This window comes from Mesorhizobium sp. M7A.F.Ca.ET.027.03.2.1 (genome assembly GCF_003999175.1).
Lineage (GTDB): Bacteria > Pseudomonadota > Alphaproteobacteria > Rhizobiales > Rhizobiaceae > Mesorhizobium.
In genome coordinates this window covers 1-2,201 of record NZ_RZOM01001043.1, presented here as the reverse complement: position 1 = coordinate 2,201, position 2,201 = coordinate 1, and the positions used below count along the sequence as shown (strand labels likewise).

The window sequence follows — 2,201 nt, the reverse complement described above, 5'->3', positions numbered from 1 at the left end:
CGGGCAAGCCCGTCAAGCCGATGACGCCGCTTGACGGCATGCCGCTCGGTTTCGTCTGTGGGCCGGACGATCTTTTGGTCGATGAGGCCGGCACGCCGCTTCGCATCGACAAGGCCTATTCCTGGGACGCACCGCTGGCGGCACACGGCCTGATGCACACCGTCATCCGCAATGCCTGGGACGGCGACCCGTACCCGATCGATACACTGATGATGTATATGTCGAACATGGCGTGGAATTCCTCGATGAACACCGTCGAGACAATCGCCATGCTGACCGACCATGACGATGCGGGCAACTACAAGATCCCCTTCATCATCTATTCCGATGCCTATTATTCCGAGACCGTGCCGTTCGCCGACCTCGTGCTGCCCGACACCACCTATCTTGAGCGGCATGACTGCATCAGCCTGCTCGACCGGCCGATCAGCCATGCCGACGGACCCGGCGACGCCATCCGCCATCCCGTCGTCGAACCTGATCGCGACGTCCGGCCGTTCCAGTCGGTGCTGATCGAACTCGGCGCGCGGCTCGGCCTGCCCGGTTTCATCAATGAGGACGGCGCGGCCCAGTACCGCGATTATGCCGACTACATCGTCAACCATGAGCGCACGCCCGGCATCGGCCCGCTCGCCGGCTGGCGCGGCAAGGATGGGACCTCGACCGGCAGGGGCGAGGCCAACCCGGACCAACTGCAGCGCTACATCGACAATGGCGGCTTCTGGCACCACGATTTCGCCGACGACCAGCGCTACTACAAGATGGCCAACCGCTCTTATCTCGATTTTGCGGTGCAGATGGGCTTTATCCCCAAGGCCGAGCCGATCGTCTTCCAGCTCTATTCCGAGCCGCTGCAGCGTTTCCGTCTGGCCGCGCGTGGGCACGGTCGCGTCTTGCCGCCGGCGGCTGATCGCCAGCGCATCGAGACCTATATGGACCCGCTGCCGTTCTGGTACATGCCCTTCGAGGAAGCGGTCGTCGACCTTGGAAAATATCCGCTGCATGCGCTGACGCAGCGGCCGATGCATATGTACCATTCCTGGGGATCGCAGAATGCGTGGCTGCGGCAAATCACCAGCCAGAATCGGCTGTTCGTGCATCACCGGACGGCAGCTGGCCTCGGCCTGGTCGATGACGACTGGGTGTGGATCGAGAGCATCAACGGCAAAGTGAAGGGGCAGATCAAGCTGATCGACGGGGTGAACGAAAGCACGGTCTGGACCTGGAACGCCATCGGCAAAAGGCGCGGCAGCTGGGGGCTGAAGGACGATGCGGCGGAATCCAACCGCGGCTTCCTGCTCAACCACATCATCGGCGACCAGACCTCGGCCGACGCTCAGGGCAAACGCTATTCGAATTCCGATCCGGTCACCGGCCAGGCGGCGTGGTTCGATTTACGCGTGCGCATCGTCAAATGCGCAGCGGAAGAAGCCGGCTTCACCGAGCCGCAGTTCGAACGTTTCCAGCAGCCGCCGCATTTCGAACCCTCGCCCGACAGACTGACTTTCGGCGCTGAATTCCGCCGGGCAAGAGAGGCGGCAAAATGACATGTCTGCCAAGTCAAAGCGGCAAGAAGCTCGGCCTCGTCATCGATCTCGATACCTGCGTCGGCTGCCAGGCCTGTGTCACCGCCTGCAAGGAATGGAACACCGGCGGCCACATGGCGCCGCTGACCGACATCGACCCCTATGGCGGCCATGTCGACGGCGTCTGGTTCAACCGCGTGCACGCTTACGAGCACACCACCGAGATGGGCGGACGGACGGTGAACTTCCCGCGCTCCTGCCTGCATTGCGAGACGCCGGCCTGCGTCACCGTCTGCCCGACCGGCGCCTCCTACAAGCGGGCCTCGGACGGCATCGTGCTGATCGACGAGGACAAGTGCATCGGCTGCAAATTGTGCAGCTGGGCCTGTCCTTACGGTGCACGCGAATTCGACACCGATGTCAGGGTGATGAAGAAGTGCACGCTGTGCGTCGACCGCATCTACAATGACAATCTGGCCGAGGAAGACCGCGTGCCGGCCTGCGTCGCCGCTTGCCCGACCAGCGCCCGGCATTTCGGCGACCTAGGCGATCCCCTGTCGGCTGTCTCGCAACTGGTGGCGGAGCGTGGCGGCGTCGACCTGATGCCTGAGCTCGGCTATCGCCCAACCAACAAATATCTGCCGCCGCGCGCCCACAGCAAGCGCGCCGCACCGG

2 protein-coding genes are annotated in these 2,201 nt (G+C 63.4%); both read left to right on the top strand.

Annotation, left to right across the window (positions count from 1 at the left end; genetic code table 11):
• Positions 1 to 1,547 (top strand): molybdopterin oxidoreductase family protein (locus EN750_RS30870; RefSeq protein ID WP_145968072.1); only part of this gene is annotated, 1,547 nt, incomplete at its 5' end.
• Positions 1,544 to 2,201, top strand: a 658-nt coding sequence (locus EN750_RS30865; RefSeq protein WP_145968071.1) for a 4Fe-4S dicluster domain-containing protein, incomplete at its 3' end; no start/stop codon positions are given. The genes EN750_RS30870 and EN750_RS30865, both read left to right, overlap by 4 nt.